Origin of the sequence: Plantactinospora soyae, assembly GCF_014874095.1 — a bacterium.
GTDB classification, from domain to species: Bacteria; Actinomycetota; Actinomycetes; order Mycobacteriales; family Micromonosporaceae; genus Plantactinospora; species Plantactinospora soyae.
Map to the genome: position 1 here is coordinate 6,137,486 of NZ_JADBEB010000001.1, position 14,387 is coordinate 6,151,872.

A 14,387-nucleotide genomic window follows, 5' to 3' on the forward strand; every position below is an offset into this window, starting at 1 on the left:
AGGTCAGGGCACGCGGGGTTCACCGCCGGCCCGCTTGTACGCCAGGGTCACGCCATCGAAGACGGGGAGCATGCTCAGCTCGACCCGCTCGTCGTCGCGCAGCGCGAGGTTCAGCGCGCGCAACGCGTCCGTGTCCGAGTCGCTGACGTCGCTGCGCGCCACCCGGCCCGACCAGAGGGTGTTGTCCAGCACCACCAGTCCGCCGGGGCGGAGCAGTTCGAGGCAGCGCTCGTAGTAGTCGGCGTAGTTGTTCTTGTTGGCGTCGATGAAGGCGAGGTCGAAGGTGCCCGCCGCACCGCCGGCCAGCAGCGCGTCCAAGGTCTCGAGTGCGGGCCGCAGCTCGAGCCGGATACGATCGGTGACACCTGCCCGGTCCCAGTACGGGCGACCGATCTCAGCCCATTCGGAGCTGACGTCGCACGTGACGATCCGCCCGTCCGCCGGAAGCGCGCGGGCCATCAGGAGCGTGCTGTACCCGGTGAACGTCCCAATCTCGACGATGTTCTTCGCGGAGATCAGCCCGACCAGGAAGCCGAGCAGCTGCCCCTCCGCGGGTGGGGCGCACATGCCGTGCGCGAGCAGCTCCATGGTGGCCATCCGCAGCCCGTGCGCGATGTCGTCCTCGCGAAGCGACACGTCCACCACGTACTGCTCGATCACTCCGAGTTCCCCGGTCGCCATCAGCATTCCTCCCAGTCGTGATCAACACAGATTCCGCCCGACGAGGATCAACTCGGCGTGCGTGAACAGATAGTCGCACCTGGGGTCGGCGCGGCCTTCTCGAAAGGTGCGCAGAATCGCAGACTTGGAGACGTCCACACGCCGGACGACCGATACTCTCAGCGCCAGAAAATATGTGGGGAAATGATCATCCGAACGTCGGAGGACGCGATGCCGGATTCGATTCAAGCCGGTCTGCCGATCATCATCGAGGCATGGCTCGGAGACAGCGCAAAGATCGAGGGCACCGACGAGGACATGCTTCCGGGGACCGGAAACCCGATCGTCGACGCGGCGCATTCGTTCAACGTGGCTCATCCGGAGTACGAGGTACGTATCCGCAAGATCGACTATCGGGAGCTGCCAAAGGCGGTCGCCGAGGCGGTCGCGCAGGGCAATCCACCCGCGCTGGCGGAGTACGTGTACACGGCGACCCAGGTCGCGCTCGACACACGCGCCCGCGCGGGCGGTCCGCTGTTCGTGCCGGTGGAGCGGGCGGTCAGGGATCGCACCGAGATCCTCGGCGAGCCCGTGATCCTCGACGACATCGTGGCCTCCGCGCGCGAGTACTGGAGCCGCGGGGGCGAGCTGGTCTCGGTGCCGACGACCGTGACGTGCAACGTCCTGTTCGCCAACAGGGCCATTCTCGAGCGCGCCGGAATCGACCGGATGCCGGCGACGTGGCAGGACCTGGAGGCCGCGTGCGCCGCGGTCGCCGCGCTGCCCGACGGACCGGCGCACGGCGTGACCTGGCCCAACTACGGCTGGCTGTTCCACCGGGAGGTCGTCGGGCAGGGCGGGCTGTTCTGCAACGGCGACAACGGCCGCGCCGGCCGGGCCACCCGGGTCTTCCTGGACTCCCCCGAGATGCTCGCCTACGTCCAGTGGTGGAAGCACATGCACGACCGCGCCTACTACCACTACACCGGCGAGGTGAACGACTACTTCGGCGCCATGGTCGCGTTCGGCCGGCAGGACGTCGCCTTCGCGGTCACCTCGTCGGCGGTCGGCCAGGAGATGCTGGACATAGCCACCGCCGCGGGCTTCGAACTACTCGCGGGTCACCTGCCGCGGTCCGGCGCCGAGCCCTACTCCAGCGGGCCCCTCGGCGGCCAGTCGTTCTTCCTGACCGCCGGCCTGCCTACGGCGGTCGAGGACGGCGCGCTCGCCTTCCTCCAGCACCAGCTCAACCCGCAGCACGCGATCGCCCGCATGCACAGCCGTTCACTCCCGTTGACCCAGCCCGCCCACGAGCAGGCCACCGCGGAGCAGTGGACCGAGCCGTTTCCCGGCTACCTCGTGGCGACCGAGCAGCTCGCCTCACCGAACCGGACTCCGGCAGCAGCCGGGCCGCTGCTCGGCAACCTCAACGGCATCAACGGCATCATGATCGCGGCGATGGATGACGTGCTCAAGCGGGGGGCGGAGCCGGCCGCCCGGTTCCGCGAGGCGAGCAGGGCGGCCCAGGCGCTGCTCGACCGTTACAACGCGTCAGCGCTCGCCTACCCGCCCGTGACCCCCGAAGCATTGACCGTCACGGCCTGAACAATCGGGCGACGTGCGGCGACGACCTCGGGAAATACGTCTTCCCTCGCCGCTTCGCCGAGCATTCGGCAAGAGGCATGATGGGTCAGCTGGACATCGCCCCTGTTCCACCTGATCTTTCCAGCAATTCAGGAGACGCTCGTCCGAGCGGCAGCCTGAAAGACTACCGCAGCGTTTCCGGGCCGCCGCGTTGTCGGCCCCGTGACCGGCTGGGGAGTGGCCCGATGAGGTTTCGCATTCGTTCGAACGGATTGCCCAAGGTCTCGGTGGTCGCCGTTGCGGCCGCCACGGCGGTGGCGGTCGGAGGTGCGGCAGCCCCGGCTCCGGCTCCGGCTCCGGCTCCGGCTCCGGCTCCGGCTCCGGCTCGGGCTCCGGCCCCGGCTCAGGTGGCCGGTCCGCGCGGCGACGGCACGGCCATCACCCCGCTCGGTACCCGGGTGACGCCCGCGGGCACCCAGACCGACCTGGGTGACCGGCCGTTCGGTGCGGTGTTCTTCCCCGACCGCGCGCACTTCCTCGTCGCGAACGCCGGCAACGGCCCGCAGTCGCTGCAGGTCGTGGATGCCGCCACCAGCACGGTGACGCAGACGATCACGTACGACCCACCGGAGGCCGTGTTCACGGGCATGGCGTTCAGCCCGGACGGGTCGCGCGTGTACGTCAGCGGCGGCGGCACCGACAAGATTCACGTGTTCAGCGTGTCCGGCGCGACGCTGACCGAGCAGGCGCCGATCCCGCTGACCGCGAACGCGGGCGGACGACCCATCGATGTCTTCCCCTCCGGTCTCGCCGTCACACCCGACGGCGCGCGGCTGGTCGTCGCCAACCAGCTAGCCGACTCCGTGTCCGTCGTGGACCTGGCCACCCGCCTCACGAGCAGCATCGGCATCGGCAACGCCCCATACGGCGTCACGCTGTCGGAGAACGGCATCGCCTACGTCACCAACCGGGGCGGTAACACGGTCAGTGCGGTGGACACGCGCACGGCCGTACCGGTCCTGGTCACCACGATCACCGTCGGCACGCACCCCAACCAGTCGGTCCTCGACGCCACCGGACGCAGGCTCTACGTGGCCGACGGCGACTCCGACCAGATCAGCGTGGTCGACACGGCAACAAACCGCGTGGTGCAGAGGATCAGTCTGGCACCGTACCCGAACGCACCCGTCGGCTCGAACCCGACCGGCCTGAGCCTCTCGCCGGACGGCCACACCCTTTACGTCACCAACGCGGGCAACAACGACGTCGCGGTGATCGACCTGCGCCGCGGCCGGGTTGCCGGTCTGATCCCGAGCGGGTGGTACCCGTCGGCGGTGCTCGCGTCGGCCGACAGGCTGTTCGTCCTCAACGCCAAGGGTCTCGGCGCCGGCCCCAACCCCGACGGCCCCAGCCCCTACCTCGACACCCTCGAGCTGACCGCGGACCCCGCATGGCGGGCCCAGTTCATCGGCACGATGATGACCGGCACGCTGTCCACCATCCCGCTGACCCACGACGCCGCTCAGCTGGCCAGGTGGACCAAGCAGGTCGCCAGCAACAACGGCTTCGCCGACGCCGACCGCGTACGCGGCGTCCCGGCCACCTCCGTCGTGCCTGGCCGCGTCGGTGGACCGACGCCCATCAAGCACGTGATCTACGTGGTCAAGGAGGGCCGTACCTACGACCAGATGCTCGGCGACCTGGGCAAGGGCAACGGCGACCCGGAGATCACCGAGTTCCGGGCAGACAGTACGCCGAATCTGCGCGCGCTGTCGAACACGTTCGTCACGCTGGACAACTTCTACGCCAACGCCGAGGTGAGCGCGCAGGGCTGGAGCTGGGCCACGGCGGCCAACTCCAACACCTATACCGAGCAGACATGGGGCGCCCCGCCCGGCCGGCACACCGGTGGCACCACGCCCCCGGCCGCGACCGGTGATCCGGCCGTCGCGCCGAACCGCGACCCGGCAGGCGCGTACCTCTGGGACCGGCTGGCCGACAAGCGCATCTCCTTCCGCAACTACGGCTTCGCCGTGGCACCGGACGCCGCGGGCATGATGAGGGCCGCCGATCCGCGGCTGGACGCGAACACCGACCCGAACTACATGGGCTTCCACCCCGACTGCGCCGACTCGGCCGGTACGTTCACCGTTCAGGGCACCGGATGCGGGTTGCCGCGCATCGAGGAATGGAAGCGGGAGTTCGCCGGCTACGTGGCGACCGGCACCCTGCCCACGGTCCAGTTCGTCGCGCTGCCCAACGACTTCACCTACGGAAACTTCGCGGGCAAGCCGACCCCCTCGGCGTATGTCGGGGACAACGACTGGGCCCTCGGCCAGCTGGTGGACGCGGTCTCGCACTCGAAGTACTGGGCCGACACCGCCATCTTTGTCACCGAGAGCAACGCCCAGGCCGGCGCCGACCACGTGGAAGCGCATCGCACCACGTCGTTGGTGATCAGCCCGTACACGCGGACCGGCACCGTGGACTCCACGTTGTACAGCACGGCATCGATGCTGCGCACGATCGAACTGATCGTCGGCGTCGCCCCGCTCACACAGTTCGACGCGTACGCCACGCCGATGTTCAGCTCCTTCACCGACCGCCCGAACCCGGCTCCGTACACGGCCGTCAAGCCGACCACGTCGTTCACCGAGCTGAACCCACCTCGCCGGGCAGCTGAGGCAGCCCGCAGCTTCGAGGACGCCAGATCCCAGGAGGAGCAGTCGTGACGCTGCACGTGAAGAGCATGAGTGACCCGGCAGCGCCAGCGCCGACGGGGGATCCGGCGCGCTCCGGCACGCCGTTCTGGCGGCGCCCGTGAGTCGGGCCGCTGGCCGTCCTGGCCGTCCTGTACCTGTACACGACGTCGAAGCCGTTCCTCGGGGTGCCGGAGAGCAAGGCGCCACTGCAGCCGCACGACAACTTCCCGCTCTACTACCCGGTGCTCATCGTTCACATGATCGGCGGCACGATCGCCATGCTGGCGGTCGTCCCGCAGGTCTGGCCGTGGTTGCGCACGCACCACCCGAAGGTGCACCGGACATTCGGGCGGATCTACCTCGTCGGCACCCTCGTGGCGGTCGCCACGGGACTCGTGGTCGTCTGGTGGGCTCCGAAGCCCGGCAAGACCGGCGCGCTGTGCTTGCTGCTGGTCTGGGGCGCTACGAGCGCGATCGGGTACCACGCCGCCCGCCGCCGGAACTTCGCCAAGCACCGCCAGTTCATGCTGTACAGCTTCGCGATCGCGATGAACAACATCTGGGCCGCGTTCGCCCTGATCGTGCTGGTGGCGCTGCTTGGATCCCCTGGGTCGGCAACCTGATGCTGGTGCAGTGGTGGCTCTACCGCACCGCGCGGCCGGCCGAGGTGGCCGGGACGGCGACGACATGACAGACGCCAGTAGCGCATCCACTCGCCCGCTGACCGGCGAGGAGTACCTCGAAACCGTGCGCGACGACCGGGAGATCTACATCTACGGCGAGCGGGTCAAGGACGTCACCGAGCACCCCGCGTTCCGCAACCCGGCCCGGATGACCGCACGCCTCTACGACGCACTGCACGACCCCGAGCACCACGACGTCCTCACCACCGCCACCGACCACGACGGCCCCCGGGGCTACACCCACCGCTTCTACACGACACCGCACACCGTCGACGACCTCGTCGCCGACCAGAAAGCCATCGCCACCTGGGCCCGGCTCAGCTACGGCTGGATGGGCCGCAGCCCCGACTACAAGGGAGCGTTTCTCGGCACGCTCGGCGTCAACGCCGACTTCTACAACCCCTTCGCCGACAACGCCCGCCGCTGGTATCGAGAGGCCCAGGAAAAGGTCCTCTACTGGAACCACGCCTTCGTCCACCCACCCGTGGACCGCGACAAACCAGCACACGAGGTCGCCGACGTGTTCATCCACGTCGAACGCGAGACCGACAGCGGGGTGATCGTGTCCGGGGCGAAGGTGGTGGCCACCGGATCGGCACTGACCCACCACAACTTCATCGCCCACGCCGGGCTGCCGGTCAAGGACCGCAAGTTCAACATCGTAGCCACCGTGCCGATGAACGCACCCGGCCTCAAACTGATCTGCCGGCAGTCCTACGCGGCGGCGTCGACGCTCACCGGCAGTCCGTTCGACTACCCCCTGTCCTCCCGGATGGACGAGAACGACGCCATCCTCATCCTGGACAAGGTGCTCATCCCCTGGGAGAACGTCTTCATCTACGGCGACGCGATGAAGGTCGGCATGTTCACCGGACAGTCGGGTTTCAACGAGCGATTCACCTTCCAGGGCTGCACCCGGCTGGCGGTGAAATTCGAGTTCCTCGCCGGCCTGCTCGCCAAGGCCTTCGAGATCACCGGCGTCAACAACTTCCGCGGCGTGCAGACCCGCCTCGGTGAGGTACTCGCGTGGCGCAACCTCTTCTGGGGACTCTCCGACGCCGCCGCCCGCAACCCCGTACCCTGGCGCAACGGATCAGTGCTACCCAACCCGGACTACGGGTCGGCGTTCCGCTGGTTCTCCCAGCTCGGCTACGCACGCCTACGAGAGATCGTGCTACAGGACGTGGCCAGCGGGCTGATCTACCTCAACTCCAGCGCACAGGACTTCGGCAACGACAACGTCCGGCCGTACCTGGACAAATACCTCCGCGGCTCACACGGCATCGACTCCGTCGAACGCGTCAAAGTCATGAAACTGCTCTGGGACGCCGTCGGCTCCGAATTCGGTGGCCGCCACGAACTCTACGAACGCAACTACACCGGCAACCACGAGAACACCCGGATCGGGATTCTGATGGGGCAGATGGCCGACGGCCAACTCGACGGCTACAAAAGCTTCGTCGACCAATGCCTCGCCGAATACGACCTCGACGGCTGGACCGTCCCCGACCTCTCCTCCTTCGAGAACATCGGCCGACAGGCACGCACCCTGCTGAGCTGACCACAGATCACAGATCACAGAAGGCCCGCACGGGGGCACGAACGCCCACGTGCGGGCCCTGCCTACCCCGGGGTCGATCGACCTCGGGTTCCTTGATGGGGTCTGTGGATCTAACGGTGTTTCCGGCCTGACCTACCGGGCGTTGTGCCTGGTGAGGAGGGTGCCGTGATGACCGCGACGCGGAACGATGTGAACGCGAGGAAGATCAAGGCCGAACCGTCGGCGGAGGCGAAGGCCGCCGCCGAGTTGGTGCGGCTGGCCAAGGAACAGGGGCTGTCGCTGACCGGCCCGGACGGGTTACTCAAACAGCTGACGAAGACGGTTCTGGAGACTGCGCTCAACGAGGAGATGACCGGGCACCTCGGCTACGAGAAACACGAACCGAGCGGCGCGGGGTCGGGCAATGTCCGTAACGGCTCCCGGTCGAAGACGGTGCTGACCGATACCACCGGACCGGTCGAGATCGACGTGCCACGCGATCGGGCGGGAACGTTCGATCCGCAGATCGTGCGTAAGCGTCAGCGGCGGTTGTCCGGGGTCGACGAGGTCGTGCTGTCGTTGTATGCCAAGGGACTGACGACCGGGGAGATCTGCGCGCACTTCGCCGAGATCTACGGGGCGTCGGTGTCGAAGGAGACTATTTCCCGGATCACCGACAAGGTGATCGAGGAGATGACCGACTGGTCTCACCGGCCCTTGGACGAGGTCTACGCGGCGGTGTTCATCGACGCGATCGTGGTCAAGGTGCGGGATGGGCAGGTGAGCAACCGGCCGTTCTACGCCGCGATCGGGGTCACCCTCGACGGGGAGAAGGACATTCTCGGCCTGTGGGCCGGCACCGGTGGTGAGGGCGCGAAGTTCTGGATGAGCGTGCTGACCGACCTGCGCAACCGGGGGGTCAAGGACGTGTTCTTCCTGGTCTGCGATGGGTTGAAGGGCCTACCGGAGGTGGTCACGAACGTCTGGCCCCGCGCCATCGTGCAGACATGCATCATCCACTTGATCCGCAACACGTTCCGGTTGACGTCCCGCAGGTACTGGGACGAACTGAAACGAGACGTCAAACCGATCTACACCGCGGTGAACGCCACCGCGGCCCGGGCCGCGTTCGACGACCTGGCCGAGAAGTGGGGCGGCCGCTACCCAGCCGTAATCCGCCTCTGGGACAACGCCTGGTCCGAGTTCATCCCGTTCCTCGACTACGACCTCGAGATCCGGAAGGTCATCTGCTCGACGAACGCGATCGAGTCACTGAACGCCCGCTACCGGCGCGCGATCAAGGCCCGTGGCCACTTCCCGAACGAACAGGCCGCGTTGAAGTGTCTGTACCTGGTCACCCGGTCCCTGGACCCGACCGGGACCGGCCGAACCCGGTGGGCGATGCGGTGGAAACCCGCGTTGAACGCCTTCGCCATCACCTTCAACGACCGCTTCCCGACCACTGAAACCTACTAACTAAGATCGCCGGAAACACCGTTGGCGAGACAGCCCCGACGATCCGCGAAATCGGCTGTCGACCGTGCGGCGGATGTCATGGCCCGGTTCCCTCGTCAGCTCAGCAGGGTGCGTGCCTGTCGGCCGATGTTCTCGAAGGAGGAGAGGTCGGGGACGGTCCAGCCGTCGAGGTCGTATTCGGCGAGGCATTGGTCGACGAAGCTTTTGTAGCCGTCGAGTTGGCCGTCGGCCATCTGTCCGAGGAGCAGTTCCACGCGGGTGTTCTCGTGGTTGCCGGTGTAGTTGCGTTCGTAGAGTTCGTGGCGGCCACCGAATTCGGAGCCGACGGCGTCCCAGAGCAGTTTCATGACTTTGACGCGTTCGACGGAGTCGATGCCGTGTGAGCCGCGGAGGTATTTGTCCAGGTACGGCCGGACGTTGTCGTTGCCGAAGTCCTGTGCGCTGGAGTTGAGGTAGATCAGCCCGCTGGCCACGTCCTGTAGCACGATCTCTCGTAGGCGTGCGTAGCCGAGCTGGGAGAACCAGCGGAACGCCGACCCGTAGTCCGGGTTGGGTAGCACTGATCCGTTGCGCCAGGGTACGGGGTTGCGGGCGGCGGCGTCGGAGAGTCCCCAGAAGAGGTTGCGCCACGCGAGTACCTCACCGAGGCGGGTCTGCACGCCGCGGAAGTTGTTGACGCCGGTGATCTCGAAGGCCTTGGCGAGCAGGCCGGCGAGGAACTCGAATTTCACCGCCAGCCGGGTGCAGCCGTGGAACCAGGCGCGTGCGTTGAAACCCGAGTGCCCGGTGAACATGCCGACCTTCATCGCGTCGCCGTAGATGAAGACGTTCTCCCAGGGGATGAGCACCTTGTCCAGGATGAGGATGGCGTCGTTCTCGTCCATCCGGGAGGACAGGGGGTAGTCGAACGGACTGCCGGTGAGCGTCGACGCCGCCGCGTAGGACTGCCGGCAGATCAGTTTGAGGCCGGGTGCGTTCGTCGGTATGGCGGCGATCAGTGCGAACTTGCGGTCCTTGATGGGCAGCCCGGCCTGGGCCACGAAATTGTGGTGGGTCAGTGCCGATCCGGTGGCCACCACCTTCGCCCCGGACACGATCACCCCGCTGTCGGTCTCGCGTTCGACGTGCATGTATACGTCGGCGACCTCGTGCGGAGGCCGATCGCGGTCGACCGGCGGATGCACGATCGCGTGGTTCCAGAAGAGGACCTTTTCCTGGGCCTCTCGATACCAGCGGCGGGCGTTGTCGGCGAACGGGTTGTAGAAGTCGGCGTTCACCTTCAGCGTGCCGAGGATCGCCGCCGAGTGTTCCGGGCTGCGCCCGAGCCAGCTGTAGCTCAGCCGTCCCCACGCGGCGATGGCTTTCTGGTCGGCGACGAGGTCGTCGACGGTGTGCGGTGTCGTGTAGAAGCGGTGGGTGTAGCCCCGGGGGCCGTCGTGGTCGGTGGCGGTGGTGAGGACGTCGTGGTGCTCGGGGTCGTGCAGTGCGTCGTAGAGGCGTGCGGTCATCCGGGCCGGGTTGCGGAACGCGGGGTGCTCGGTGACGTCCTTGACCCGCTCGCCGTAGATGTAGATCTCCCGGTCGTCGCGCACGGTTTCGAGGTACTCCTCGCCGGTCAGCGGGCGAGTGGTTGCGGTGTTGGGCGCCTGTTCGCTCATCGGTCACCTGCCACGTCGAAGACCAGCTCGGCCAACTGCCGGTTGGCCACCTTGGCCAGGAAGATGCTCACGCCGGCGTGGCTCTGCTGGGTGGACATGTCCCGCCAGATGCGTTCGATGCGTTCGCCCGTCCGCACCGCGCTCGATCCAGCGGTCGGGAACAGGTTCTCCGACATCGCACTCCACGACAGGCGGACGGTCTCGCGGCTGATCAGCGACAACCGCAGGTCCACCTCGCGGGTGAACTCGGCCGACCCGCGGTTCGCGGTCTCCTGCCACTGCCGCACTGCATCGAACAGCGCGGCCCGCGCGGTGGAGATGCGGGCAGTCGCCTCGCCGTAGTCGAACTGGAAGTCGGGGTCCTCGGCGCGCGGCCTGATCGGCGGGTAGATGGTCGTGCGGTCGCGCATCAGCTCGCCGTAAGCGTCGAGGGCGCCGGTGGCCATGCCGATCGCGAGCGCACCGTTCTGGAACTGGATCATGCTCAGCACGCCGCCGCCGTACAGGGTGTTGCCGTGCAGGGCGAGTCCCGGCGTGCCGTTCTCGACCGTCGCCGTGCCGATATGGGTGTTCAGCACGCGGTACTCGGGAACGAAGGCCCTGTCGATCTTGACGCTGTGCGACCCGCTGCCCTTGAGACCGAGCTGGTCGCCCCAGTCGTCGAGCCGCTCCCACTGGTCGCGGCGCACGATGAACATCATCGGCGCGGGCGGCCCGCCGTCCGCGCCGGCGACGAGAGAGTGGCCGATGAAGTGGGTCGCGTAGGGTGATCCCGAGCTGTAGCGATGGACTCCGTCGACGATCCAGCCGCCCTCGGCACGCTCCGCGAAGCCGACCGGCCCGATGGTGCCCGGGCAGATGAAGTCCCCGCCCGCGAACACCTCGTCCTGCGCCTCCGGGCCGAACAGGGTGGCAACCGCATGGGCGTGGGAGGCCCCGAAGGTGAACATCCACGCGGTGGAGGGACAACCCCTGGCGAGCGCGGTCACCACCCTCAAATGGGTGTCGACGCCGAATTCGTAGCCGCCGTAGCGCCGCGGCACGAGAAGCCGGTAGAAACCCGCAGCGAGGAACTCTTTGTGTGTATCCAGCGCGTAATACCCGCGCTGTTCGGTCTCGTGCTGCCGCTCGACGAGACCGGCCGCGATCCGCTCCGCGCGGGCCACGATTTCGTCAGCGGTCAGCCGCGGCTCCGGCGGAGCGGGAAAGCTGTCTGCGGACACGCTCGTGGCGGCAGTCATGTCGTGTCATCCCTTCGGCGAATGTTGCTCGACCTCGAGGATCACACGGACGCTCGGCGGCTGACGTCTTTGGGAATGCGGCCTTCGCTCTTTCAGGCCGGCGGCGGGGCGACTCAGCCGGCGATCGCCGGGTGCTCGGGCGTCCGGCGGTGGGCGGGCATGGCCGGGAGCGCCCCGCCGGGTCGGACCGGTCGCCGGGGCTCCTCCACGGTCACGCGGCAGAAGGGTACTTCGTCTTGGCGTGGTGGGCCTTGACTGCCTCCTGGCAGTCGCTGCTCGTCACCGCGATTTCGCGGCCACCAGCGTCGCGGTGATGGGTTCGAGCTCGGCGACCAGTTCGTCGAGCTCGGCGGTGGAGAGTGCTTCGTACGGCGGGGCGGCGAGCTCGTCGGTAAGTGCTTCGATGCGCTGGTAGGTCTCGCGGCCGGCGTCGGTGAACCGGCCGTCGGTGTCGACGAGCCCCCGCTCGCGTAAGCCGTCCATGACCGCGGCCAGCCGCTGTTTCGGCAGGTGATGGATACGCCCGAACGACTCCGGCGGATGGATGCCCATTGCCAGCGCGTTGAGCACGTGGGCCTCCGTGCCGCCGATGCGCGCGCCGACGAGAGCGGCGACGTGCCCGTCACCGCGGTGCTCGCGCAGCATGGTCGCGGAGTGCCACAGCCGGGCGACCGGGTCGCTGGGCACCGCAAGAGTGCGCATCGCAGCGTACATCACCCGACCTGCTGTGGGCGCGTTCGTCGCCGCTTTGGTGGTCAGGTCGGCGGCGCGTACCAGGCCCGGGGAGTTGGCCAGCTCATCACCGAGAATCCGCCGTACGGAGGCCGCGCTGCCCCGCTCCCGCGCGGCGACCGATGCCTCGGGCGCGATAATCTCCCACGCGCTCGGGATGTGCCGCGCGGCCTCCGCTTCGGCGAAGCTGTAAAAGGCCGCGTGCACCACCTGCGCCGGGACCCGCCCCAGCGGGGCGGCGCGGCTGGCGAAGTAGCCGTCCCAATAGGTGCGGTGGCCGAGCGCGGCCAGCTCTTCCTTGCACTCGTCAGCGAAGAAGGTGACCAGGCAGATCGGCTCCATGAGCTCGAACATGCGACGCGATGTACCAATCATGGCCGACATCATGCCAGCCGCCACGAGATGAAGGCGCCGCCGGCGTACCTCTCGCCCGACGGTCCACGGCATCTTGAGGCCGTTCTTCCCTCTGCCGGCCCGGCGGTCGCCGACTCCGCCATCACCACCGCGCTGGCCACCGGCGCCGAGCCGGCCACCTTCTCCTGCCGGGACCTGCTCACCCCGGGGCAGCTGGACCAGGCGCGACAGGCCGCCCGGCAGCTCTACCCGACGATGCTGTCCAACACCGAGGCGCTGGCGAGCTTCGGCAACCAGGCGCTGGACCAGGTCAACGCGCAGGTCAGCCGGATCTTCCGGGACGTCGGCCGGGTGGACATCCCCGAGCTGACCAGCATCATGATGGACTGCGCACCGATGCGTAAAATCTGTGTCCGAGGGGGGACTTGAACCCCCACGCCCTTTACGGGCACTAGCACCTCAAGCTAGCGCGTCTGCCATTCCGCCACCCGGACCTACTCGTCAACCCTACCTTTGGCCCCTTGAGCGCTTACATCGCCCATCGGCCGCCCGTAGGGCCGCACGGGGCACTACTGTACACGGCACTCATGGATCATGCACAGCGGCTGGTCCGCGGGGCGTCCGGGCACTCCGGCGGCAGTTCCGAGCCATGATGATCTCCCGCGTCGCACCGTTGGATCGGGGCTCGACGCCCCCCGATGACGACCCCTGGCGGCCTGAGTCGAGCGTGGCCGAGCAACCTCCAGGAGCGCCCCCGATCACGCCGGGTCGGACCCGGCCGTACGCAGGGATGCGGACCTACGCCCCGCGACCCGAACCTGCGAACCGCGCCGGTTGATCACTTGGCCGCCGGGAACCCCCACCTCATGGCTGCGCTGCCCTTGATCATCTGAGAGAGCCCGTGATCCACGTCGCCAACCGCCGGAGGGCCGAGGACGTACGGCGGTGTGAGCGGGAGCCCCAAGCGGTACGACGGCTGCGCTGCGGCGCAACCAACCGGCGGCGGATGGACGCACTGTGGGTGCAGCAGGGCTCACTCAGTGCAGGGCGGAGCCACCATCGGAGCCGGGTCGCACACCGAGCCGGTCGAGCAGGTGGCGACGAACCGGGCCGAAGCCGGGATCGTCGGGGGCGCGCGGCCGGGTCAGCGGGACCGGTGCGTTCTCCACGATCTGTCCGCCGTCGAGTACGAGGGTGCGGTCGGCCAGCAGCAGTGCCTCGTCCACGTCGTGCGTGACCAGCAGGGCGGCGAAACCGTGCTCGGCGTGCAGCCGGCCGAAGAGGGTCTGCATCCGGAGCCGGGTGAGCGCGTCGAGTGCGCCGAACGGCTCGTCGAGGAGCAGCAGCGCCGGCTCCCGGACCAGCGCCCTGGCGACGGCGACCCGTTGTGCCTGCCCGCCGGAGAGTTCGGCCGGCCAGGCCCGCCCGCGGTCGGCGAGCCCGACCTCGGCGAGCGCGGCGCTCACCCGCTGGCGTACGTCGCCGCCCGTCACCCCGAGCGAGACGTTGTCGACCACCCGCTTCCAGGGCAGCAGCCGGTGTTCCTGGAAGACGACGGCCTGACTGCCGGTCCGGGAGATCTCGCCACTGGCATCCGGGTCGAGACCGGCCAGGATACGTAGCAGGGTGCTCTTGCCGGAGCCGCTGCCGCCCAAGAGTGCCACCACCTCGCCCGGAGCGATGGCCAGGTCGACGCCGTCGAGCACGACGGTCCCGCCGAAGGACCGGCGTACCTCGTGCGCGGTGATGACCGGCCG

11 protein-coding genes and 1 tRNA gene are annotated in these 14,387 nt (G+C 68.2%); 6 read left to right on the forward strand and 6 right to left on the reverse strand.

The features are described 5' to 3' along the window. Positions 1–3: 3 nt before the first annotated feature. Positions 4–681, reverse strand: a complete 678-nt coding sequence (locus H4W31_RS26735; RefSeq protein ID WP_192769163.1) for an O-methyltransferase — start codon at positions 679–681, stop codon at positions 4–6. Between the two features lie 210 nt (positions 682–891). On the opposite strand from H4W31_RS26735, the gene H4W31_RS26740 reads away from it, so the two are divergent. From H4W31_RS26740 to H4W31_RS26760, 5 genes are all read left to right on the forward strand, one after another. Next, complete coding sequence (locus tag H4W31_RS26740; protein WP_225945697.1) at positions 892–2,265, forward strand: extracellular solute-binding protein; 1,374 nt, start codon at positions 892–894, stop codon at positions 2,263–2,265. A 224-nt stretch (positions 2,266–2,489) separates the two neighbouring features. Continuing rightward, positions 2,490–4,976, forward strand: a complete 2,487-nt coding sequence (locus H4W31_RS26745) for a bifunctional YncE family protein/alkaline phosphatase family protein (RefSeq protein WP_192769164.1) — start codon at positions 2,490–2,492, stop codon at positions 4,974–4,976. Between the two features lie 155 nt (positions 4,977–5,131). Next, the gene (locus tag H4W31_RS26750; RefSeq protein WP_192769165.1) at positions 5,132–5,569 is read left to right on the forward strand and encodes a DUF2306 domain-containing protein; all 438 of its coding nucleotides are present in this window, start codon (positions 5,132–5,134) and stop codon (positions 5,567–5,569) included. Positions 5,570–5,633: 64 nt separating this feature from the next. Continuing rightward, on the forward strand, positions 5,634–7,190 hold the full coding sequence (locus H4W31_RS26755; RefSeq protein ID WP_192769166.1) for a 4-hydroxyphenylacetate 3-hydroxylase family protein: 1,557 nt from the start codon (positions 5,634–5,636) through the stop codon (positions 7,188–7,190). A 168-nt stretch (positions 7,191–7,358) separates the two neighbouring features. After that, on the forward strand, positions 7,359–8,645 hold the full coding sequence (locus tag H4W31_RS26760) for an IS256 family transposase (protein ID WP_192768751.1): 1,287 nt from the start codon (positions 7,359–7,361) through the stop codon (positions 8,643–8,645). A gap of 95 nt (positions 8,646–8,740) precedes the next feature. Here the strand turns inward: H4W31_RS26760 and H4W31_RS26765 are convergent, their stop codons facing one another. The 3 genes from H4W31_RS26765 to H4W31_RS26775 form a co-directional block, all read right to left on the reverse strand. Next, positions 8,741–10,303: a 4-hydroxyphenylacetate 3-hydroxylase family protein gene (locus H4W31_RS26765; RefSeq protein ID WP_192769167.1), complete on the reverse strand. Its 1,563-nt coding sequence runs from the start codon at positions 10,301–10,303 to the stop codon at positions 8,741–8,743. After that, positions 10,300–11,544: an acyl-CoA dehydrogenase family protein gene (locus H4W31_RS26770; protein ID WP_192769168.1), complete on the reverse strand. Its 1,245-nt coding sequence runs from the start codon at positions 11,542–11,544 to the stop codon at positions 10,300–10,302. Before H4W31_RS26770 ends, H4W31_RS26765 begins: the two co-directional genes overlap by 4 nt. A 279-nt stretch (positions 11,545–11,823) precedes the next feature. Next, entirely contained in the window at positions 11,824–12,630 is an 807-nt protein-coding gene (locus H4W31_RS26775; protein WP_225945698.1) for an SCO6745 family protein, read from the reverse strand. 48 nt (positions 12,631–12,678) lie between these two features. Here H4W31_RS26775 and H4W31_RS26780 point away from each other — a divergent pair, with 48 nt between their 5' ends. Then, positions 12,679–13,059, forward strand: coding sequence for a hypothetical protein (locus H4W31_RS26780; RefSeq protein ID WP_192769170.1), 381 nt, complete (start codon positions 12,679–12,681; stop codon positions 13,057–13,059). Here the strand turns inward: H4W31_RS26780 and H4W31_RS26785 are convergent. Continuing rightward, positions 13,041–13,124: transfer RNA gene (locus H4W31_RS26785), tRNA-Leu, on the reverse strand. The genes H4W31_RS26780 and H4W31_RS26785 overlap by 19 nt on opposite strands. Before the next feature lie 543 nt (positions 13,125–13,667). Next, positions 13,668–14,378, reverse strand: a complete 711-nt coding sequence (locus tag H4W31_RS26790) for an ABC transporter ATP-binding protein (protein WP_450091434.1) — start codon at positions 14,376–14,378, stop codon at positions 13,668–13,670. Between the last annotated feature and the right edge of the window lie 9 nt (positions 14,379–14,387).